At 46.7% G+C, this 20,486-nt stretch carries 20 protein-coding genes; 10 read left to right on the top strand and 10 right to left on the bottom strand.

Annotated features, from left to right (window positions below; genetic code table 11):
* Positions 1-553 precede the first annotated feature (553 nt).
* Positions 554-1,777, top strand: a complete 1,224-nt coding sequence (locus tag GLV81_RS13845; RefSeq protein WP_157479392.1) for an S-adenosylmethionine:tRNA ribosyltransferase-isomerase — start codon at positions 554-556, stop codon at positions 1,775-1,777.
* Here the strand turns inward: GLV81_RS13845 and GLV81_RS13840 are convergent.
* Together GLV81_RS13840 and GLV81_RS13835 are read right to left on the bottom strand one after the other, a co-directional pair.
* A complete protein-coding gene (locus tag GLV81_RS13840) occupies positions 1,774-2,028 on the bottom strand; it encodes a hypothetical protein (RefSeq protein ID WP_157479391.1) in 255 nt (84 codons plus the stop codon). The two genes, GLV81_RS13845 and GLV81_RS13840, sit on opposite strands and share 4 nt — an antisense overlap.
* Before the next feature lie 220 nt (positions 2,029-2,248).
* Positions 2,249-3,592 (bottom strand): sensor histidine kinase, encoded by a 1,344-nt coding sequence (locus tag GLV81_RS13835; RefSeq protein ID WP_157479390.1) that lies wholly within the window; start codon positions 3,590-3,592, stop codon positions 2,249-2,251.
* A 159-nt stretch (positions 3,593-3,751) separates the two neighbouring features.
* On the opposite strand from GLV81_RS13835, the gene GLV81_RS13830 reads away from it, so the two are divergent.
* Positions 3,752-4,303, top strand: a complete 552-nt coding sequence (locus GLV81_RS13830; RefSeq protein ID WP_157479389.1) for a YqgE/AlgH family protein — start codon at positions 3,752-3,754, stop codon at positions 4,301-4,303.
* Positions 4,304-4,358: 55 nt separating this feature from the next.
* On the opposite strand, the gene atpC is transcribed toward GLV81_RS13830, so the two are convergent.
* The 3 genes from atpC to GLV81_RS21750 are packed head-to-tail and all read right to left on the bottom strand — an operon-like array spanning position 4,359 to position 6,164.
* Positions 4,359-4,610 (bottom strand): ATP synthase F1 subunit epsilon, encoded by a 252-nt coding sequence (gene atpC / locus GLV81_RS13825; RefSeq protein ID WP_157479388.1) that lies wholly within the window; start codon positions 4,608-4,610, stop codon positions 4,359-4,361.
* Positions 4,611-4,657: 47 nt separating this feature from the next.
* Complete coding sequence (locus tag GLV81_RS21755; RefSeq protein WP_281350835.1) at positions 4,658-5,326, bottom strand: ATP synthase beta subunit C-terminal domain-containing protein; 669 nt, start codon at positions 5,324-5,326, stop codon at positions 4,658-4,660.
* Between the two features lie 31 nt (positions 5,327-5,357).
* A complete protein-coding gene (locus GLV81_RS21750; RefSeq protein ID WP_281350696.1) occupies positions 5,358-6,164 on the bottom strand; it encodes a F0F1 ATP synthase subunit beta in 807 nt (268 codons plus the stop codon).
* A 342-nt stretch (positions 6,165-6,506) separates the two neighbouring features.
* Here GLV81_RS21750 and GLV81_RS13815 point away from each other — a divergent pair, with 342 nt between their 5' ends.
* Positions 6,507-6,848 carry an RNA recognition motif domain-containing protein gene (locus GLV81_RS13815; protein ID WP_157479387.1) on the top strand — a complete coding sequence of 114 codons (342 nt, stop codon included), beginning with the start codon at positions 6,507-6,509 and terminating at the stop codon, positions 6,846-6,848.
* Between the two features lie 108 nt (positions 6,849-6,956).
* Here GLV81_RS13815 and GLV81_RS13810 read toward each other — a convergent pair whose 3' ends face one another.
* A complete protein-coding gene (locus GLV81_RS13810) occupies positions 6,957-7,886 on the bottom strand; it encodes a WG repeat-containing protein (protein ID WP_157479386.1) in 930 nt (309 codons plus the stop codon).
* A 103-nt stretch (positions 7,887-7,989) separates the two neighbouring features.
* Between GLV81_RS13810 and GLV81_RS13805 the strand changes: the two genes are divergently transcribed.
* Positions 7,990-12,774 carry a translocation/assembly module TamB domain-containing protein gene (locus tag GLV81_RS13805; RefSeq protein ID WP_157479385.1) on the top strand — a complete coding sequence of 1,595 codons (4,785 nt, stop codon included), beginning with the start codon at positions 7,990-7,992 and terminating at the stop codon, positions 12,772-12,774.
* A 51-nt stretch (positions 12,775-12,825) separates the two neighbouring features.
* Here GLV81_RS13805 and GLV81_RS13800 read toward each other — a convergent pair whose 3' ends face one another.
* Both GLV81_RS13800 and GLV81_RS13795 read right to left on the bottom strand, forming a co-directional pair.
* Positions 12,826-13,155, bottom strand: coding sequence for an OmpH/Skp family outer membrane protein (locus GLV81_RS13800; protein WP_246186013.1), 330 nt, complete (start codon positions 13,153-13,155; stop codon positions 12,826-12,828).
* A gap of 11 nt (positions 13,156-13,166) precedes the next feature.
* A complete protein-coding gene (locus GLV81_RS13795; RefSeq protein WP_157479383.1) occupies positions 13,167-13,418 on the bottom strand; it encodes a hypothetical protein in 252 nt (83 codons plus the stop codon).
* A 115-nt stretch (positions 13,419-13,533) separates the two neighbouring features.
* Here GLV81_RS13795 and GLV81_RS13790 point away from each other — a divergent pair, with 115 nt between their 5' ends.
* Positions 13,534-14,007, top strand: a complete 474-nt coding sequence (locus GLV81_RS13790) for a 23S rRNA (pseudouridine(1915)-N(3))-methyltransferase RlmH (RefSeq protein WP_157479382.1) — start codon at positions 13,534-13,536, stop codon at positions 14,005-14,007.
* On the opposite strand, the gene GLV81_RS13785 is transcribed toward GLV81_RS13790, so the two are convergent.
* The gene (locus tag GLV81_RS13785) at positions 14,004-14,372 is read right to left on the bottom strand and encodes a YraN family protein (RefSeq protein ID WP_197428335.1); all 369 of its coding nucleotides are present in this window, start codon (positions 14,370-14,372) and stop codon (positions 14,004-14,006) included. The genes GLV81_RS13790 and GLV81_RS13785 overlap by 4 nt on opposite strands.
* Before the next feature lie 87 nt (positions 14,373-14,459).
* Between GLV81_RS13785 and GLV81_RS13780 the strand changes: the two genes are divergently transcribed.
* The 4 genes from GLV81_RS13780 (at position 14,460) to GLV81_RS13765 (ending at position 18,136) form a co-directional block, all read left to right on the top strand.
* Positions 14,460-14,732 (top strand): DUF6580 family putative transport protein, encoded by a 273-nt coding sequence (locus GLV81_RS13780; RefSeq protein WP_157479380.1) that lies wholly within the window; start codon positions 14,460-14,462, stop codon positions 14,730-14,732.
* A gap of 2 nt (positions 14,733-14,734) precedes the next feature.
* Positions 14,735-15,028 carry a DUF6580 family putative transport protein gene (locus tag GLV81_RS13775; RefSeq protein WP_157479379.1) on the top strand — a complete coding sequence of 98 codons (294 nt, stop codon included), beginning with the start codon at positions 14,735-14,737 and terminating at the stop codon, positions 15,026-15,028.
* A gap of 195 nt (positions 15,029-15,223) precedes the next feature.
* Positions 15,224-17,374, top strand: a complete 2,151-nt coding sequence (fusA, locus tag GLV81_RS13770; protein ID WP_157479378.1) for an elongation factor G — start codon at positions 15,224-15,226, stop codon at positions 17,372-17,374.
* 99 nt (positions 17,375-17,473) lie between these two features.
* Positions 17,474-18,136 (top strand): Crp/Fnr family transcriptional regulator, encoded by a 663-nt coding sequence (locus tag GLV81_RS13765; RefSeq protein WP_157479377.1) that lies wholly within the window; start codon positions 17,474-17,476, stop codon positions 18,134-18,136.
* 235 nt (positions 18,137-18,371) lie between these two features.
* On the opposite strand, the gene GLV81_RS13760 is transcribed toward GLV81_RS13765, so the two are convergent.
* On the bottom strand, positions 18,372-19,658 hold the full coding sequence (locus GLV81_RS13760) for a DUF5690 family protein (RefSeq protein WP_197428330.1): 1,287 nt from the start codon (positions 19,656-19,658) through the stop codon (positions 18,372-18,374).
* Between the two features lie 75 nt (positions 19,659-19,733).
* On the opposite strand from GLV81_RS13760, the gene GLV81_RS13755 reads away from it, so the two are divergent.
* Positions 19,734-20,483, top strand: a complete 750-nt coding sequence (locus GLV81_RS13755; protein ID WP_197428327.1) for a ribonuclease H-like domain-containing protein — start codon at positions 19,734-19,736, stop codon at positions 20,481-20,483.
* The last annotated feature ends 3 nt before the right edge of the window (positions 20,484-20,486 follow it).

The raw sequence follows: 20,486 nt of genomic DNA, 5'->3' as shown, positions 1-20,486 counted from the left end.
GTGAATTTCAAGGTTGATAGGTGTTGAAAGCGGCACCACCCGCAACCTCGAGAGTGCACAAATTGCTGTTGGTGATGGCAGCAACAGTGCCATTGAAGATTACCTTTACGATTTCTTAAGCATGTAAATGACATCTCCATTTATGAAAGACCTAGGGCTGATGTGGGTAATCTTAACGCAACTTTCTTTTGTTGCAAACCTTATGTTGAGGTGTAAACGAAAGGGCGTGAAGATTACAAGATATTCATTTGTTGCGGCAGGCGTTAGATTGGAGAATTGGTTTCCTTTGAGAGTAAGCACAAAGGCGAACAAAAGCGACGTTTTGCTCATCAAAATAATAAACTGGAATCTTTGGCTCTTTTATGCTTGCATTACTATTGTTCCACTAACTTTTTATCTCCTAATTTCAATGAGCTGATTTTGTCGCCGTTTTCGGGTGCTTTCACCAACAATTACAAGAGTGCACAAATGGCTGTTGGTAATGACAATAATAGTGTCCCTTCGGCTCTCATTTTTTTTGTGCCACATCCGTTTCTAGCAACATCTTTGCGGCATGCATCCCAAGCACATTTCCATCGCTGATTATACCTACCATTTGCCGGACGACCGCATAGCCCGCTACCCGTTGCCCAACCGCGACGATAGCCAGCTGTTTGTGTACCAACAAGGCCAGATTTCCCGGGAGAAATTTCCGGCCATTGTGCAGCATTTGCCTGCGCATGCCATGCTGGTGTTCAACAACAGCCGGGTAGTAGAAGCAAGGTTGTTATTCCAGAAAGCCACGGGCGGTATCATCGAATTGTTTGCGCTGGAGCCGCATGAGCAATACGCAGATATTACCACGGCCATGAACTGCACGGGCAGCATCGAGTACAAATGTTTGGTTGGTGGTGCCAACAAGTGGAAGGCCGGCATGCAGCTACAAAAAGAAGTGCAGCACGAAGGCGAAACGGTGCTCATTACTGCCGCCATGCAGGAGCGGCGCAGCGATTGTTTCATCATTCATTTTTCGTGGACGCCGGCTTCACTGGCTTTTGCGCAAATACTGCACCTGATGGGTGAAATGCCCATTCCGCCGTATTTGCAACGCAAGGCCGAAGCTTCCGATTTGGAACGCTATCAAACCGTATATGCATCGCAGGTTGGCAGCGTGGCGGCACCTACAGCCGGCCTGCATTTTACACCCGCCATTCAGGAGGCCCTTGTCAAAGCCGGTCATCCGCTTCAGTATGTAACGCTGCATGTAGGGGCGGGTACGTTTAAGCCGGTAAAAGCCGACAGCATGCAGGATCATGAAATGCATGCCGAATTTATAGATGTAGATACGGCTACCCTTGAGGCATTGCTGCAACAAGACAGCATCATTCCCGTAGGTACCACCAGCATGCGTACGCTGGAAAGTGTGTACTGGATGGGGGTGAAAACCTATCATCAGCCCGGGATTAGTTTGCAGGCACTGGAAATGCAACAATGGGAAGTGTACGATACCTGGCTGCAGCAAAATCCGGGCAAGGAAGCGGCACTGAACGCCTTGCTGCAATGGATGCGGCGGCAGGGCTTGCAACGTTTGATTTTGCGGACGCAAATCATTATTGCGCCGGGATATGTGTTTCAGTTGTGTAAAGGATTGGTCACCAATTTTCATCAGCCCAACAGCACGTTGCTGTTGTTGGTGGCGGCATTGATTGGGGAAGACTGGCAGCGGCTGTATCAATACGCCCTCGACCATGAGGGGCGCTTTTTGAGCTATGGCGATAGCAGTTTGCTACTGCCTTAGTCTACCATGGTTTCAAACCGGCCTTCGTGCAGCACCTGATCGTTGCAAACAATGCGGAGCAAAAAGCGCTGGCCTTTGGGCAGCATGCGGGTAGAAATGTAAATGTTGCTGCCCTTGAACCAACCCTGACGAAGGATTTGGCCCACGTTGGACAAAATCTGGTATTGCAGCATTTCTCTGCAATGGCAGGAAGGAATGCTGATAGGTAAGCTTGCTTCAGCCAAAACCGGGTGCATGTAGCCAGTGTTCATATGCGCAGTAGGTTGTAAAAAATCCGTGATTGCGAATAGTTCTTTCTAAGGCTTTGGGGCGAAATGCAACGGCTGGAACGTGTGGGAAATGCGGAAGAAATATGCGGTGGGTTAGTAAGTAAGTAGGCTCAATGTACAACAGCTTTTCCGCAAATCAATGTGTGTACATTAAATTTTTATGATTTTCCCGATTTTTTGATATAAGTCAAGAGTGGCCGGCTCAGGCTTTGGCCAGTGGAATTTCGACCAAAAAGGAGCTGCCTTTGCCCAGAGTGCTCTCCACTTTGATGCGGCCTTTATGGGCATCCACAATTGATTTTACATAGGTCATCCCCAGCCCAAATCCCTTTACGTTATGAATGTTGCCGGTATGAGCCCGGTAAAATTTTTCGAAGATGCGCTTCACCGATTCTTTGCTCATGCCAATGCCCTTGTCGTCTATTTTGATACAGAAGTACTTGTTGGTACTGTGGGTGGTAATCATAATTTCCGGGGCATCTTTGGAGTATTTGATGGCGTTGTCCATCAGGTTGTTTACCAGGTTGGTAAAGTGTTGTTCATCTACAAAAATTTCATCGTATCGGGCATTGAGCTGCAGGGTGGCACTGCCTTGTTTTTCGGCCAGCATCAGTTTGTAGTTGTCTACCACATGCTGAATTATGTGGTGTCCGCTGCATTTTTGTTTGTTGAGTGTCAGCTCTTGCCGTTCAAGGGTTGCAGCCTGCAGAATGGTTTCTACATGCTTGTTCATCCGCTTGTTTTCATCTTTAATAATGCCGCGGAAATACTGCAGTTTGCTTTCATCTTTCAGTACTTTCTCGTTGCTCAGTGCATCTACCGCCAGAGAGATAGTGGCTAGTGGGGTTTTAAATTCATGCGTCATGTTGTTGATGAAATCACTTTTGATTTCACTCAGCTTTTTCTGATTGAGCATGGTGCTCAGTGTGAGAAAAAACGCAAACATGATGAAGAGTGTGAAAATGATGGCGCCGATGAAGTCGAAGTAGGATTCTTTTACTGCCAGCTTTTTATAATCAGGAATCACTACTACAATGTTTTCATAAGGAGCCAATCCTTCGGCCCAGGTGCCCACGGGTGGTTCTATGGGCAGGTTCCAAATGTAGTTGTTGATGGTATCTTCTACTACGTGGTTGAAGCCCGGCGACTTCATTTCGTAGTTCATGAGGTTGATGTTGTTGACAATGGCAAACTCAAAATGGCTGGCGGGTACCTGATTGGCTTTAAAGGCTGCTTCCAGTTTTTCACGTACTTCAAATTGGGTGAAACGCTCAGAAATCAGTGCCGGTTGCATCAGTTCTACGGGCACCAGCTCATTGCTGAGGCTGAGCGAACTTTTGCGGCGTTGGCGCAGCGAGGGGGTACGGGTATTGGTTTCGCTCAGGTCTTTGCCCACGTTTACAATCGACTTCACCACTTTTTCATAGAGCTGTTCCTGCTTTACGAGCAGCAGGTTTTGAATGCGGTTGTACTGCATGTAAATGATGCCAATCAACGAGATGGTGATCAGAATGATGATGACAGGTAACAGCTTTTTTAGCGACATAAACGGGTGATAATAGCGAGCAAATGTACAGGTAGAAGCAACCTTGGCGCATCATGCGGTTTTTTTTAACGCCGGCAAGGGTGAATGGTTGCACAGGTATGGGTAAAAAAAGATGAAAGACCGTTTGGGCAATTCGGTATTTGCACAATACTTTGAAGCATGATTGAACCAGCACCCGGTGTAGTATTGATTTCGGAACCTTTTTTAAAGGATCCCAATTTCATGCGAACGGCTGTGTATCTGTGCGAACACAGTGAAGAAAGCAGTTTTGGGTTGGTGATGAACCGGCCCTTTGAGCAGCACCTGGAAGATTTTATTCCGGAGCTGCGGGGCATGACCATTCCGCTGTTTTATGGTGGTCCAGTGCAAACAGATACCCTACATTTTTTACATACGCTGCCCGATTTGATTCCTGATGCGCAGCTGGTATCGGATGGGGTGTATTGGGGTGGCGATTTTGCCAGCATCATTGATTTGATCATGGCACAGCGGCTGGAGCTCGACCAGATACGCTTTTACCTGGGTTACAGCGGTTGGGGTACCGGGCAGCTGGCGGCAGAAATAGCGGAGCAAAGCTGGCTCACCGTGCAGGGCAGTGCCGATTTGGTTTTTCATGATGCGCCGGAAGACATTTGGAAGCTGGCCGTGCAGCAGCTGGATAAGTCATTCCATCCCATCATTCATTATCCTACCGATCCGCAGTTGAACTAAAATAAAAAACGCTTCGATGATGTATCGAAGCGTTTTTCTATTGCTGAAATAGCGGTTACAATTCTGTAGCGCCTTCTACCAGTACGGTGGCCTTGTTATTGATAACTTCAATAAAACCACCGGTGATGTCGAAGCTTACGGTACTGTTTTTGTCTTTCAGCACTTTTACTTTTCCCTTGCCCAACGCACTTACCATGGGGGCGTGTTTTTCCAGTATTTCGAACAAGCCGCTTACACCGGGAAGCTGTACGCCGTACACGTCGTCGCTAAAAAGCTTTTTTTCGGGAGTCAGTATTTCTAAGTTCATGTGTTACAGATTTGGCGTTGAAAAATGGGCACAAAAGCAAGTGGGAATTAACCCTGAGCCTGAGCCAGCATTTTCTTACCTTTTTCAATAGCGTCTTCCAGAGTACCTACCAGGTTGAAGGCAGCTTCAGGATACTCATCCACTTCACCGTCCATAATGGCGTTGAAGGCACGAATGGTATCGTCGATGCTTACGAATACACCTTTGAGACCGGTGAACTGCTCGGCCACGTGGAAAGGCTGGCTGAGGAAACGCTGCACCTTACGGGCACGGGCTACGGTCATTTTATCTTCGTCGCTCAGTTCGTCGATACCGAGGATGGCGATGATGTCTTGCAGTTCCTTGTAGCGCTGGAGAATCAGTTTTACACGGTTGGCAGTATTGTAGTGAGCATCGCCCACGATAGCTGGTGTAAGGATACGGCTGGTAGAATCCAGTGGATCCACCGCAGGGTAAATACCCAAGTCGGCAATCTTACGGCTCAATACGGTAGTGGCATCCAGGTGGGCGAAAGTGGTGGCAGGAGCGGGGTCGGTCAAGTCATCCGCAGGTACGTATACGGCCTGTACAGAAGTGATTGAACCGTTTTTAGTTGAAGTGATACGCTCTTGCATCAGTCCCATTTCGGTAGCCAGTGTAGGCTGGTAACCTACCGCTGAAGGCATACGGCCCAAGAGGGCAGATACTTCAGAACCGGCCTGAGTGAAACGGAAGATATTATCTACGAAGAAGAGGATGTCTTTTCCTTTACCCTGACCGTCGCCATCGCGGGAAGTATTCTGCGATAGTCAAACCAGAGAGGGCTACACGGGCACGGGCACCAGGAGGTTCGTTCATCTGGCCAAACACGAAGGTTGCCTTAGAATCTTTCAGGCCTTCCATGTCTACTTTTTCCAGATCCCAGCCACCTTCTTCCATGCTGTGCTTGAAGTTGTCGCCATATTTCATAATGCCGGCTTCGATCATTTCACGAAGCAGGTCATTACCCTCACGGGTACGTTCGCCTACACCAGCAAACACTGACAAACCACCATAACCTTTGGCGATGTTGTTGATCGGTTCCTGAATCAATACGGTTTTGCCTACACCGGCACCACCAAACAAACCGATTTTACCACCTTTTGCGTAAGGTTCAATCAGGTCGATTACTTTGATACCTGTGTACAGTACTTCAGTAGCTGTGCTCAGGTTTTCGAATGCTGGTGGCTTGGCGTGGATGGGGCGACCGTTGGTTTTGTCCACTGCAGGCAATCCGTCGATAGGATCACCGGTTACGTTGAACAAGCGACCATTGATGGCTTCGCCGGTAGGCATGGCAATGGCTTTGCCGGTGCCTACCACGGCCATACCGCGAACCAGACCTTCGGTTCCGTCCATGGCAATGCAGCGAACGCTGTCTTCACCCAAGTGTTGCTGGGCTTCAAGTACCAGGGTATCGCCATTTTCACGCTTTACTTCCAGGGCGTTGTAAATTTCAGGAAGCTTTGACTTGCCGTCGAATTGAACGTCAATTACGGCACCAATGATCTGTTTGATCTTACCAACGTTGGCCATAGTATTTATTGTTTGTCGAAATAATGGTCAAATTGAAAGGAGGGAGGCAAGCATTGTTTGATCAAATAAACAAGGAATGCCTGTTTTCAAATTGGCTGCAAAAGTAAGGGAGGCATTTGTAATATGGGCAGGGCGGGGTACAAAAAAACCAAATATTACCCACAATCTTCCGGCGGATAAACCATGAGTTTGGTTTTGGCCATCGAATTGGCAGGATATCAATTGTTTTTCGGCTGAATATTTGGTTTACTGCTAATATTGATGCAACCTTTGTTGGTATTTTTAACCGTCTTGTGTCCACTAATCAAGAACCGGGCACCGGACTTTTTTGAAATCCATTTTATGAACTTGTACATTGGCAACCTCAGCTGGGGCGTTTCTGAAGAAGAACTCCAGCAGCTCTTTGAAGCTTACGGCGAAGTTTCGTCTTGCAAAATCGTGAAGGACAAGATGACGAACCGTAGCAAAGGCTTCGGCTTCGTTGAAATGCCCAACAACGATGAAGCGAATGCTGCCATCAATGCCCTGAACGGCAAAGATGTTGGTGGTCGTAACATCAGCGTTAACGAAGCTCGTCCTCGTGAAGAGCGTCCTGCAGGCGGTGGTGGTTTCCGTGGCGGCAACCGTGGCGGTGGTGGAAACTACGGCGGTGGCGGTTACGGCGGCGGTCGCGGTAGGTACTAAGCTATTGCATCATTCCGGTCTCCATATATCGTTCCCGTTATTTGGCTTCCCGTAAATGAATTCGCATTTCAACCCCGGTTCCGGCCGGGGTTTTTTCATGCCCCTGCCTCACCTGCTGAAGCTGAACAGCAACTGGCCATTGGGGTTGATGTAACTGATACTGTTTCCTTTTTCCACCAATGCGGCCGCTTTCCAAAAAGTGCCGGCACGGTCGTACGCCGGGGCAATTTTCCATTGGCCTTTGCTATCGATGTACCCCCAGCTGCTAAAATCTTTTTCTGCTGCGGCCATACCTTCTGCAAAGGGCTCAAGATTGCTGAATTGCGGTGCAACCACCCATGCGCCAGTGGTATCAATGATACCCCATTTATCCTGTGCATCTCTGGCAGGCGCAAGACCGTTGGTGGAGAAGGCTTTGATTTTGCTGGCTGAAAATCCAGCGGCTGGTGGGGGCTGTCTCATGTTGAAAATTTTCCAGGGCTCGGATAGGGTTGGTTTGGCACTATACCAGCCATTGGCAGGCGTGCTGATGTCGTAGAAGCTCGGTGCCAGCACCCAACTACCTTTTTTATCGATGATGCCCCATTTGCCAGCCTTTTGAGCTATGGCAAAACCTTGTACGAACTCATAGCAGAGTTGAAACTGGGGGCTGATTTTCCACTGGCCTGTTTTGTCGATGTAACCCCATTTGCCCTGTTGTTGCACCCGGGCCATTCCTTCCGAAAAATCGCCGGCAGCATCAAAATCTGCTTTGATCTTCCACTCGCCTTTGAGCCCAATGAAACCAAACTTACCCGTGCCGGTCATTTGGGCATTTGCCAAGCCTTCGCTAAACCTGCCGGCCATACCAAACTGTGGCGCAATAATTGTTTTACCAGAAACGTCTTTGTACCCGATTTTGCCCTGCTCCACAAAAAGCAACGGCGTTGCGCTTTGTGCAAAAGGCTGCTCCAGAGTGCCGGCCATCAGCAGGCAACAAGCCATGCTTGCACGAAGCAGTCGGGTAAATGAAAAGGCAAGGGCTGGTTGTGTTTTCATGGTGTTTATTATTGATTTACCGGGGCGGAAAACGTACTGGAGTGGTCAGGGCACTATTTTTACACTATCTATTGGCTGAATGTAAGAAAAACTGTAGACCCCGTTGGCAAAAGCAATTCGCATATTTCGCACCATCTTACTAACCTTCATTGCATTAATTGCTTTGTTGTGGGTGATGTTGCAAACGCCTTCTTTTCAAAACTGGCTGGCCCATACAGCGGCCAACCGGCTGAGCAAACAGCTGGGCACAACGGTGCAGGTGAAAAGTGCCTATATCGGCTGGCTCAACCGGGTTACATTACAAGGTGTGTACGTGGCCGATCAGCAAAACGATACACTGGCATCCATTGGCAAACTGCAACTTAATACTACCGACTGGCTCATTTTCAAAGACAGCATTGAACTGAAATACCTGAAACTGCAGGATGTATTGATTCGGCTGCAGCGAACAGACAGCGTTTGGAATCATCGCTTTCTGGCGGATGCATTTGCTGGAAAATCTACCACCACTCCTCAGACCGATACGGCCGCAAAAGACAATGCTTCACCTATTGTATTGCGGTTGCAAATAGTGGAGATAGACAATCTGCGATTTGAGCAGCTCGATAAATGGCGGGGCAAAACATTGATTGGCGGTGTTGGTCACCTGGCACTGAAAGCCGATAAGTTTGATGTGGCCAACATGGACTTCAACATTGCCCAACTGGATTTGGTAAAACCAGAATACCGGGAAATCAAAAAAAGTGGGTTGTGGTCGCAGGCCGATTCGGCGAGGTATTGGCGAAGAATTGATTCGTTGGATGCGCTGCGTACGTACCCTGAATCGTGGAATCCAAATGGGATGCGGCTGCGCATTGGTACGGTAAGGGTACAGGAAGGGCTGGTAGAAATTTTCAACCGGCACGGGCCCGTTTATGTTCCTGGTCTTTTCGATGAACGAGATATTATTGTAACGCCCATTCATGGCCAGCTTACCAATGTATTGCTACACGCAGATACGCTTACGGCAAAAGTGTCATTGAAGGCCACAGAAAGAAGCGGTCTCGAAGTGAAGCAACTGCATACCAACCTACGGTTGCATCCGCAGCTCATGGAGTTTTCCAATATGGATTTGCAGCTCAATAATAGCCGCCTCGGGCCTTACTATGCCATGCGGTATACCAGCATAGATGCCATGGAAGATTTTGTGGATAGTGTGCAGGTAAAAGCAATTATGCGCAATAGTACCGTGCACATGGATGATGTGGCTTTTTTTGCCACAGAGCTGCGCGGCATTGGTCAAACAGGCATTCTCAGTGGTGAAGCATCTGGTACCATCAGCAATTTTGTGGTGAGCAATGTGGATTTGCAAACGGGCCGTTCGCACATCACCGGTACTTACAGTATGAAAGGACTGACGGACATCGACAATACGGTGATTCGTTTTGATACCAAAAGCACCAGGATCGATTTGAAAGATGTGGAACCATGGGCACCGCAGCTGAAAGAGCTACGCAATACACCGTTGTACAACGCAGGGCTTATCCGGTACAACGGATTTTTTGAAGGCACCATTGACAATTTTACCACTCGTGGTTTCATCAGCACCGATGCAGGCTCGATGGATGCAGCATTGGCACTTCGCATGAGCGGACCACGGCAGGGTTTTGAAGGCGATATAAAAAAAGCAGTGCTCAATGGCGGCAAACTGTTGGGCGTACCCAGCTTAGGCATGATGCGGTTTAATGGTAAAGTAAGCAGCACCGGATTCAGTAGCAAAACGCCGCTGCGCATGAAGGGCGATATTTCAGCCATTGATTACAAAGGGTACACCTATAACGACATCATTGCCGATGCTGTTTTTACAAACGATATTTTGTCTGCCAACCTCTCGAGTGCCGACCCTAACCTGAGTGCAAATTTTACAACGGTCTTAGATTTCAGCAAAAAGAAACAGAACTACAATGCCCGTGGTGCTGTGGCCTACGCCAATTTACATGCCTTGCATTTGTCAAAAGATTCTGTTGTGGTGTCGGGCTTGTTTGATGTGAATTTTAGCGGCACCAATATTGACGATTTCAGAGGCTATGCAAGGATATACGATGCTGAAGTGTATAACAAACGACAGTTGCTCAATATCGATTCGTTGTACCTCGAATCGTCGATTGATGAAAACAATACAGAAACGCTGGTATTGCAAACCAATGAGGCAGACATCCGCATTAGCGGCGATTTCGACATGAGTGATTTGCCCAATGGCTTTCAGGCATTTCTACACAACTATTATCCATCGGTAATTGATGCGCCCAAAAAACTGCCCCGGAATCAGTTGCTTACTTTTTCGGTGGAAACCAGAAATGTGGAGCCCTTCCTCGATTTTATTGATCCCAAGTTGAAAGGGCTGAATTATACGTCTCTTATCGGCAGTTTAGACACCCGCAAAAGTGAGCTGCTGGTAAACTTGGATATGCCCTATTTTGAATATGGCGGTATTGTGCTAAACAATACGGCCATCAGGGCCAATGGCAGCAACCATGCCCTAATGATGACCGGAAACATAGAAAACTTCAGGGTAAACGACAGCCTGGGATTTCCGAATGCACAAATACTGATTAATACGGTAAATGATACCACGCAGGTACAACTCACTACCCGTACAAATGGTCCTTTGGGCGATGCTGCCATCAATGGGTTTTTCTACAGTAAGCCCGATGGGTTTGAAGCACGTTTTGATGAATCTTCCTTCATTTTGAACAACAAAAAATGGACGGTCATTAGCGATGGTAGTATCGAAATGCGCAAAGGCTATCTGATATCTAACGGATTGCAATTGGTGAACGATAATCAACGTATCAAATTGTACACACAACCTTCCGATGATGGATACTGGAACGATGTGTACGTTGATGTGGATGATTTCATCATTGGAGATGTATTGCCTTTTGTAGTGCCTGAGCCCCGCATGGAAGGCTTGTTGAGTACCCGCACGGTGATTCAGGATCCCATGGGTAAGCCGTATATCACTTCAACTTTTGCCACTAAGAACTTTTTCTTCAATAACGATTCTATTGGTACGGTCTCTGGAACAGCCCAATACGATCATGCCAAAAAACTGTTGAAAACAACGGTTGATTCAAGAAATGCCGATCATGATTTTACAGGGTTGCTGTCGCTTAATCTGGATGACTCTGCCGCTGAGCAAATCGACCTGAATGTAACCTTGCGTAAAGAACGCATCAATCCACTGCGTAAATACCTGGACGGTATATTGGCAGATGTGGATGGCTATGCAACCGGCAACTTGTCGTTGAAAGGGAAAATGAATGCCCCGGCCCTGCTGGGTGAAGTGATGTTGAATGATGGGAAACTTACAGTAGAGTATACACAATGCACTTATTGGCTGGAGCCGTCAAAGCTGGTGTTTGGCGATAACTTTATTGACTTTGGCAGTGTGCAATTGAAAGATGCTAAGGGGCGGAAGGGTACTATGGAAGGGCTGATGTATCACCGGTTTTTTGACAGCCTTTCTTTCAACATGAAAATGCGGTCGAATGGTTTGCAGCTGCTGAATACAGTAAGTAAAGACAACGATTTGTTTTACGGTCAGGCGGTGGGCAAGGCCAGTTTTGATTTGTATGGACCGTTGAACAATCTGAACATGCGCATTACCGGCGCCACTACCGATACCTCACACATCATTATTGCCAACAAAGCCGGAAAGGAAAGCGGCACGGCTGATTTTATTGTGTTTAAGCAGTATGGCAGAGAGCTGCAAGCAGAAATAGACAGTGCCGAAACAAATATTCATATTGAGCTGGATTTGACGGCTACTCCGCTTTGTCAGATTGATGTGATTATGGATGAAACGACTGGTGATATTATCAAGGCCAATGGCACCGGCAACTTAAAAATTAAAACCGGTACTTCTGATGAAACAGAAATGCGAGGACGTTATCAAATCGAATCTGGTAGTTATAATTTCAGTTTTCAAACCTTATTCAAAAAGCCATTTATACTGGATGGCGGTGAAAACAGCTATATAGAATGGAATGGCAATCCGTACGATGCCAACCTGAACATTGGAGCACGATACAAAGCGGTAGGCGTAAGCTTAAGAGATTTGATGGCCAGTGAGCAGGGCCAAACCGTACTCGATCAAACAGCGCAAAACTATAAGGGCGACGTATATGTAAAAGCAAGACTGACCGGCTTGCTGAGTAAGCCGGATATTGCTTTTGGCATTGAGTTTCCGCAGGGGTCTGCCATGCAAAACAACCTAAGTGCACAGCAGATGATCCGGCAAATTGAAGCAGACAAAAGTGAGATGCTTCGGCAGGTGACTTACCTGATTGTTTTCAAATCTTTTGCGCCTTACAAAGAAGGTGTGGGTGCCCGCAACCCCGGAACCGATTTGGCGGTGAATACCATCAGCGATTTGCTGAGCAATCAAATGGGTAAAATTCTCACCAGTATTATTCAGGAAATTACGGGCGACCAGAGCTTGAATATTGATTTTAGTACAGAAGTGTACAACTCCAATTCATTAGTGGGTGGCTCGGTAAGTTCCGCCTCCGGTTACGATCGGGTGAACTTCAATTTCATGTTGAACAAAAGTTATTTCAACAATCGTGTAGTGGTGAATTTGGGTAGCGATTTCGACCTCAACGTTCGCAATACCACCACCACTGGCTTTCAGTTTTTGCCCGATGTAAGTGTAGAATTCATTCTTACCAACAACCGCAGGCTGCGGGCTATCTTATTTAAAAAAGATGCACTGGATTTTGCAGGCCGTCGCAACAGGGCAGGGGTGAGTTTGAGTTACCGGAAAGAGTTCGACAAACTTTTTTCTTCCAAGCAAGAAGAAGCATTGATTTTTCTTAAAAAAGAGGACGACGACACTAAGCAATAAAAAAGAGGAGCTCATGAATAGCTCCTCTTTTTTATATAGAACGCTTGCAGATTACTGCTGCGGCTTGTAGGTGGCGTTCAATCCTTTAATTACATCATCAGTAATGTTGTAGGTAGAGTCGGCGAAATACACGAAGTCGCCGGGAGAACGGGAAATGATATAGGCAAACTTTTTGCTGCTGTTGTAGCTCTTCAAAAACTCAGCAATCTTATCATTGATTTCTTTCATTTTCTTGAACTGCTTTTCCTGCAGGTTTTGTGTAAGCTGTGCTTCACGTTGCTGCAAGGTCATTTGCATCTGATTGATTTCTGCCTGTGCAGCCTCGCCTTCTTGCTGGCTCATGGTAGGTGCTTTGGCTTGCAGCTGCTGAATACGGCCCATGTAGTTTTTCTTCAAGCCACCGAGTTCAGTAGAAATATTGTCTTCTTCTTTTTTAGTTGCTCTCTTACGGCCTTGATGAAGTTGTAGTGTTGTTCCACAGAATCCATTTCGAAATAGCCGATTTGGCCATGGGTATGACTATCGGCATTGGCTGTGCCACCCAAAGGTTTCGGAGATGATTTTCCGTTGGTAAAATGCAATACAAAAAGCCCTGCCACACCAGCGAGTGCCACAATACTTAAAATGGTAGAAACATTTTTCATAAAAACAAACAAAACTGATTTGCTGCGAATGTAGCGGATTGATGGTCACAATGCTGTTAAATCAGTTGAATTGGTTTTTTGGATTTAGCCGGGTTTGGCTACTGATATTTGCAGGATGAAAATCCTCTTTTGGTCGGTAGGCGGCAAGCACGATAGCAATATGGCAAAAGCCATTGAAGATTTTACCCAGCGGGTGTCGCATTATTACCCCTGCGAGTGGAAGCTGGTGGCGCCGCCCAAAAACGCAGCCAGCATGAGTATTGCTGATCAAAAAGATGCGGAGAGTGACCTGTTGCTGCGGTCGTTGGACCCTGTAGATTATGTGGTGTTGCTGGATGAACGGGGTAAAATGCTGTCATCGCCAGAGCTGGCAGCCATTATAGAACAACGGGCCATTAACGGGGCTAAAAAAATCCATTTTGTCATTGGCGGGGCCTTTGGGGTAAATGATGCTGTAAGAAAACGGGCAGACCTGGTGTGGCAGCTTTCCAGGTTAGTTTTTCCCCATCAGTTGGTTCGTTTAATACTGGCCGAACAGGTGTACAGAGCCTGCAGCATCATCCGTGGCGAAAAGTATCATCATGTTTAAAAGACGTCTTCAATCAGCAAAACGTCGGCTACCATTTCGGCATTGAATCTGATGGCCAGAATATCAAATTGAATGAAGTGCCATTGGGGCTGCTGTTCCAAATACCCGGCTGCTCCTAGCTTCATTTGCCGAAGTTTGGCCTGGTTTACTTTGAGCTCGGGCAGTGCAGCAAATGGGGTGTTGAGGGTTTTTACCTCAATAAAATGGAGTACTTTTTCACGCCGGGCAATGATGTCTGTTTCTGTTTTTTTGTACCGCCAGTTGCGTTGCAATATTTCGAAGCCCTGCTGCAAGAGGTAATGACAGGCAAAGTCTTCGCCTCGTTTGCCGGTGTGTTGATTGTTATGTTGGGCTGATTTTTCCACAATAAGCAAATACTATCGAATGATCAGAATGTGGTTGGCATTCAAATTGGCCTATTTTTGTTTCCTTCAAACTGGAAATTAAATCAAATGAACAGATCTGTTGCCTTGGTTTTTGCATTGCTGATTGCTATTTGTACCCTGTACCGCATTGTGCCCTATGAAATGCGCCCTGAGTGGCTGGGTGCACCGCAACTGGCCATGGCTATTTTTGCCGGCAGCATCATCAAAGACAGAAAACTGGCTTTCTTGTTGCCCCTTGGTTCTATGCTCATCAGCGATGTAATCATGCAGCTGTTGCATAGTGTGATCCTTCTATTTACATTGGTTTTTACAAAGGTCAGTTCATCAACTATGTATTGATTTTGTCAACCACGGTTATTGGTTTTTTCATACATGAAAGAAAAGCCGGTCAAATACTGGCAGGTGCCATTGCAGCCCCTGTGGTGTATTTCTTGTTGTCCAACTTTCAGGTATGGATTGGCGGTGGCGGATTGGTGCGGGCTAAAAACCTCGCCGGCCTTATGCAAACCTATGTGGATGGCCTTCCCTTCCTCAAAACCAGCATGGTAGGCACTATTCTTTTTAGTGGTATCTTCTTTGGTGTACAATCGGTAGTTACGGCTTCTGCGGCGGCCAAATCAAAGGCAACCGTTTGATAACCATATATATAATTGTAAAAAGCCGCTTCTTGGAGCGGCTTTTTTGCGGGGGGCACTCAGCCATGGAAATCCACTGAGCATCCACATTTACAATTTCTTTACGGAGCTAAATCATTATTCCGCAGAGAACCTGTACTTTTGCGCCTCGAAATTTTTTGGGTAAATCCCCGCATATTCAATAAAACGACCAATATGGCCGATCTTAAATTCAGACGCAACTTTGGTATTGCCGCTCACATCGACGCTGGTAAAACCACCACTACTGAGCGTATTCTGCGCTACACAGGTATGATCCACCGCATTGGTGAGGTGCACGAAGGTGCTGCCACCACCGACTGGATGGAACAAGAAAAAGAACGTGGTATCACTATCACTTCTGCAGCGGTAAGCTGTAAGTGGAACTTCCCTACTGTAAAAGGTAAGGCAGATGCCAACACCAAAGAGTATTCTTTCAACATCATTGATACTCCCGGACACGTGGACTTTACCGTGGAAGTAGAACGCTCTATGCGTGTACTCGATGGTTTGATTGCCCTCTTCTCTGCGGTAGATGGTGTAGAACCTCAGTCTGAAACCGTATGGCGTCAGGCCAACCGTTACGGTGTACCCCGTATTGGTTTTGTAAACAAAATGGACCGTTCCGGTGCCGACTTCCTCAATGTAGTGAAGCAGGTACGTGAAATGCTGGGTTCAAAGGCTGTGCCTTTGCAGCTCCCAATTGGTGCAGAAGACAATTTCCAGGGCGTGGTTGACCTCATTAAAATGAAGGGCATCATTTGGCACATGGAAACTGAAGGCATGACTTTCGATGAAATCGATATTCCTGCTGATATGGTGGAAGAAGCGCAAATGTGGCGTGCCCAACTGGTTGAAGCCGTAGCTGAATACGACGACCAGTTGATGGAAAAATTCTTCGACAATCCGGACAGCATCAGCGAAGATGAAATTCACGAAGCTATCCGTAAGGCTACCATCGATTTGAGCATTGTGCCTATGATGTGTGGTTCTTCATTCAAAAACAAAGGTGTTCAAACAGCACTCGATGCCGTTTGCCGTTACCTGCCTTCTCCTGTTGATATTCCTGATACCCTCGGTATCAACCCTGATACTGGTGAAGAAGTGGTTCGTAAGCCTGATGTGAAAGAACCTTTCGCAGCCTTGGCTTTCAAAATCATGACCGATCCTTTCGTAGGTCGTCTGGCGTTTTTCCGTTGCTACAGCGGTAAGCTCGATGCTGGTAGCTATGTACGCAATATGCGTAGCGGTAAAAACGAACGTATCAGCCGTATCATGAAGATGTTTGCCAACAAGCAAAATCCGATTGACTTTATCGAAGCTGGTGACATTGGTGCTGCCGTTGGTTTTAAAGAAATCAAAACCGGTGATACCCTGTGCGACGAAAAGTTCCCCGTGGTATTGGAAAACATGTTCATCCCTGAGCCTGTAATCGCCATTGCCGTAGAGCCTAAAACTCAGGCCGACGTAGACAAAATGGGTATGGCCATTGCCAAACTGGTAGAAGAAGATCCCACGTTGCGTGTAAATACCGACGAAGAAACCGGCCAAACCATCCTGCGTGGCATGGGTGAACTGCACCTGGAAATCATCGTAGACCGTATGCGTCGCGAATTCAAGGTAGAAGTTAACCAAGGTGCTCCCATGGTGGCCTATAAAGAAGCGTTCACTCAAACTGTACAGCACCGTGAGGTACTGAAGAAGCAGTCTGGTGGTCGTGGTAAGTTTGCCGACATCCAGTTCGAAATCGGACCTGTGGATGAAGAATGGCAAAAAGAAAATCCTGACAAGTACTTCCAGTTTGTAAACGACCTGTTTGGTGGTAGCATTCCGAAAGAATTTGTCGGACCGATCCAGAAAGGTTTTGAAAACAGCATGGGTACTGGCGTTCTTGCTGCTTATCCTGTTGTAAACATGAAAGTTCGTGTATTCGACGGTAGCTTCCACGCAGTTGACTCTGATGGTATGAGCTTCGAATTGTGTGCCCGTTCTGGTTTCCGCGAAGCTGGCCGCAAAGCCAAGCCCGTATTGCTGGAGCCAATCATGAAGGTAGAAGTAATTACTCCTGACCAGTACATGGGTGATGTAACAGGTGACTTGAACCGTCGTCGTGGCATGCTGGAAGGCATGGATAGCCGCAACAACGCACAGGTGATTAAAGCCAAAGTACCGCTGAGCGAAATGTTTGGTTATGTAACACAATTGCGTTCACTGAGTTCTGGCCGTGCCACCAGCACTATGGAATTCAGCCACTACGCACCTGCGCCAAACAACATTGCCGAAGAGGTAATTGCGAAGCAGAAAGGCAAACTGAAAGTAGAAGACTAAGCTGCTCAAGCAGTAATAAATTAAAAGCCACCAATTGTGGTGGCTTTTTTACGTTAAATTCGCCAATAGCCCTCAGCCCGGATCACCAAAATTCGGCTTATGACCCCTTCTGTAGAAGGCCTTTATTTTGTAGAAAAAACTCGAATTGCTGTGCCGGCAGGTTCTATACTGCCTTCGGCATTCTTGCGTTTCTTCCATCCCATTAGCGACAAAGCAGCCCGCTTTATCGATAGCAAAGCGTTTCAGTGCAGCGTACCCAAAAACAAGTTTTTGCTGCGCAGCGGTCAAACCTGCCCGTATTTATTTTTGGTAAATAAGGGCCTGTTTCGCGGTTACATACTTGATGGCAAGACTGAGGTAACTACTTGGATTACAGCAGAAAACGATCTTGTTTCATCCATCAGCAGCTTTTTCGACCAGTCGCCATCGCTGGAAAATATTCAAGCTTTGGAAGACGGAGAGCTAATTGGCATACATTTTGACGATTTAGAATCTGCCTATCAAAAATTTCCGGAACTGAATCAGGCGGCCCGTAAGGTATTACAGGTAATGTACCGCCAGGCAGAGGAAAGGGCATTTTTGGTTCGGCTCACAAAAGCCAGTAGCAGATACGCTTACTTCCAGCAAACCAAGCCTGATTTGCTCAACAGGGTATCGCTCAAATTTATTGCTTCCCATTTGGGAATGACTTTAGAGACCCTCAGCAGACTCAGAGGGTCAATATTGAGGCCTAATGCCGAGGCTCAGGAAAAAAGAATTTGACATTTGTCAAATAAATCCTGATTTACGGCAAATTTTGACATTTGTCAAATTCGTGCAATTGCTTTTAAATCAATTAGTTATAAATTTTGATAAAAATATTAGGCAATTTTTGCTAAGGTATTGAGTGTGTTGTAGTATTTTTTATGACAAAACATTGATGTTACTTTACATCAGATTCTGAAGCAAACCCCTAAACTCCTTGAAGATCGCCTCCCTTGTGGGGGCGATTTTCTTTTCAGGATGTCCCATCTATTAATACCTGTTTTCTCCCCTTTTTAAAAAAGTAGCTGGCCGCCAAAATGGTGAGCAACAAACCTGCTAACGACAGCCACTGAGTACTTTGGCTGAAAAATGGTACCCAAGCGGTTTTCACCTGAAGCAACTCTTTTGACACCAACACCGCCACGCTACCCACATAGCCGGCCGAATCGGCCAGATATATCAGAAAGCCCACATTTCCACTGATTTTAAAGGAAGCAATCATTCGTTCGAAATAAATGGAGTTGAAGGGGATGTAAACCATATACAGGCCCATTCCGGTACCCACCATCCAGGTAAATGCTGGTACATGGCCGGCCATAAATAACAAACTACTGGTGCCTGTAATGATGAAGCCGGCAGCAATCAGTAAATGGGCTATCATAAATGCCTTGCTGCTGTTGCGTACAAGGGTGAGGCTACCTACCATCAGCAGTATACCGAGGGTAATGGGGAGTTCAGTTTGGGTGAAAATGGCGGGTCTTTCGCCAAAGCCCAGTTCCTTCCACATATCGGCGCTAAAATTGTCGCGGATATCCCGGAAGATGGTAGCAAATACGTACACCAGAATAGCAAGGATGAGTCCCGGCCAAAACTGTTTCAATATTTGGTGCCGTTCTGGTTGGGTGAGTGGTTTGCGGTGCATTCTTTCTGCTTCATCCTCCGCAGTTGGGGCAGGGATTTGTTCCATCATCCATACAAACAGCAGGAGGGGAATGGCAAATACCAAACCAGCAACAAAGGGCACCCACAATTCTGTAACCCCCCAGTGCTGCATGAGCCAGCCGCCAATGGATTTTACAAAGCCACTGGAGAAAATAAAGCTCACCGCTAGTGCCGCCCCTAAAAAGTCTGTACTTCTTCGGCCTTCTATATACGAAAAGACCACACCCCACAGCATGCCTAACGGAAATCCATTGATGGCAGCAAACACAATATTGTAAGGGGCCGGAAACACCGCAAACAACAACCAGGAAACCCAGGCGACACCTGTGAGTATCAAAATGATTTTCCAACGCTGTTGGCGTTTCATTTCTGCTATAAAACGAATGCCGTAAAACTTGGCCAGCAGATAGCCAAGCACCTGCGCTACTACAATCAATGTTTTGTATCCAACACCCCAATATTGCAAACCATCAAAAGTGGCTACCGTAAATGTTTTACGAAAACCAAAGATCATGGTGTAGGTAAGAAAAGCCGCCATGGCACTATAGAGTGCAATGCTTATGGGCGACCGTAGTTTCAGTTGTGGGGCTAATGGCAACTGTATGGATTTATGTGGTAAGATATCAGCTAGGGTAACCCGAAACATGACACACTTATCCGCATATGTTGATTAATGCAAATTCATTACCTTACTGCCATGCAAATACCCCAACCAGAACAATGTATTTTCATTGATATTGAAACTGTTTCGCAGCAACCGGACTTTAAGCAACTGCCTGCAGAGTGGCAGTCGTTGTTTGAAGAGAAAACCAGCTGGCTACAAACGGAAAACTCAACCCCTGAATCGTTGTATCAGGAGAAGGCGGCTATTATGGCTGAGTTTGGAAAAATCATTTGTATTAGCGTAGGCTATTTACGAAAAGATGCAGCCGGCAAGTTTGAGCTTCGGTTGAAATCCTTTTATGGCGATGATGAAGCTGTTGTTCTTACCATGTTTGTACAATCTGTAACACAGCTGATGCAAGCCCGCAAAATGCGGATGTGGTTTGCCGGTCACAACATCCGTGAGTTTGATATTCCGTACATCTGCCGCCGTTTGCTTGTGCAAGGTCAATCCTTGCCGCAGTGGCTCGATTTTCAGGCTTTAAAGCCTTGGGATGTGCCGCTATTGGATACGCTGCAACTGTGGAAGTTTGGCGATTACAAACATTTTACCTCGCTTAAATTATTGGCAGCCTGTTTGGGCATTGCCTCTCCCAAGCAAGACCTCGATGGTAGCATGGTGGGTAATGCGTACTGGCAAGAAAAAGCATTGGACAAAATTGTTTCATATTGCCAGCGGGATGTACTGACCGTTGCTCAACTCTTGTTGCGTTTTTCGCAGCTGCCATTGCTCAACGATGAACAGGTTGTGGTTCAATAAAAA

This window comes from Phnomibacter ginsenosidimutans (assembly GCF_009740285.1).
Lineage (GTDB): Bacteria > Bacteroidota > Bacteroidia > Chitinophagales > Chitinophagaceae > Phnomibacter > Phnomibacter ginsenosidimutans.
Note: the sequence above shows the minus strand (reverse complement) of the source record. Positions and strands in the feature narration are given on the sequence as shown.